Genomic DNA, 1,056 nt, shown 5'->3' with positions numbered 1-1,056 from the left:
TTAAAATTTTATGTCGGGACTGGAAAACTGCTGAAAAATGGTATCATGCTGTTAAACTTTATCTGAAGGAACGCTTAAAACTCGATATATCACCAGAAAAATCGAAGATTATTAATCTCCGTAAGTCTAAGTCCGATTTTCTTGGATTTACAATACGTGCCAATCGTAAAAGAAAGACACGTGTTGCTCATACATTTGTTAAAGCTGAGAAAATGCGAAAAATCAAAGCGGAGGCAAAGAAACGGGTCCAAGAACTGCGAAAATCACCAACGGCTCAGAATGCTATGCGGTATAATAGTTTTGTCTTAGGGTTACACAATTATTTTAACCGAGCTACTCACGTCAACTTAGCGTTCTCACGTCTTGCTTACGAAATAAGTGCATTCATGTACAATCGTCTTAAACCTGTTGGGAAATATGAACATCCAAAAAAACCTCCACCTGTCTATAAAAAGTTTTATAGCTTAGGCACTAAAACTTATAAAATTTCTGATGTACATCTCTTTCCTCTTGGAATCATCAAAACCAAAAACACGATGTGCTTTACACAAAGTTTAACACCGTTTACTGACGAAGGTCGAGTACAAATAACCACCAGGTTACGCACAGATATTAGACAGGAAATAGTGTTGTTACTGGACTCAAAAATACCGACGCGAAGTGTCGAATATATGGATAATCGGATTAGTAGATACAGCATGAAACTGGGTAAATGTGAAATCACAGGTACGTTCTTAGAAGCACAAGACGTAAATTGTCATCACTATATTCCTATGCATCTTGGTGGAAGCGACAAATTCAATAATTTACGTATCCTCCAAAAAGAGGTACATAAATTAATCCATATGACGGACATAATTAAGATAGATACACTCATTAAAGTTTTGGGTATCACAGAACCGATGTTAAAAAAGATTAATGAATATCGGAAGAAATGTGAATTAGAATGCATCACATAACCCAAATCAAGAAGAGTAACTTGAAACTTATAATTAATAAAACCATCGGTAGATGGAACGCGGAATGCTTGGAAACTGGCACGTTCCGTGTGGAGCA

At 36.4% G+C, this 1,056-nt stretch carries 1 protein-coding gene; it reads left to right on the top strand.

What is annotated here, in order from left to right:
• A partial coding sequence (locus H2672_RS19105) for an HNH endonuclease signature motif containing protein (RefSeq protein ID WP_483315869.1) occupies positions 1-959 on the top strand: 959 nt, incomplete at its 5' end.
• Positions 960-1,056 lie beyond the last annotated feature (97 nt).

It is taken from the genome of Sporosarcina sp. BP05 (genome assembly GCF_014282005.1).
Taxonomy (GTDB): Bacteria; Bacillota; Bacilli; order Bacillales_A; family Planococcaceae; genus Sporosarcina.
The sequence above is the reverse complement of the archived record's forward strand: the minus strand, read 5'-3'. Positions and strand labels throughout refer to the sequence as shown.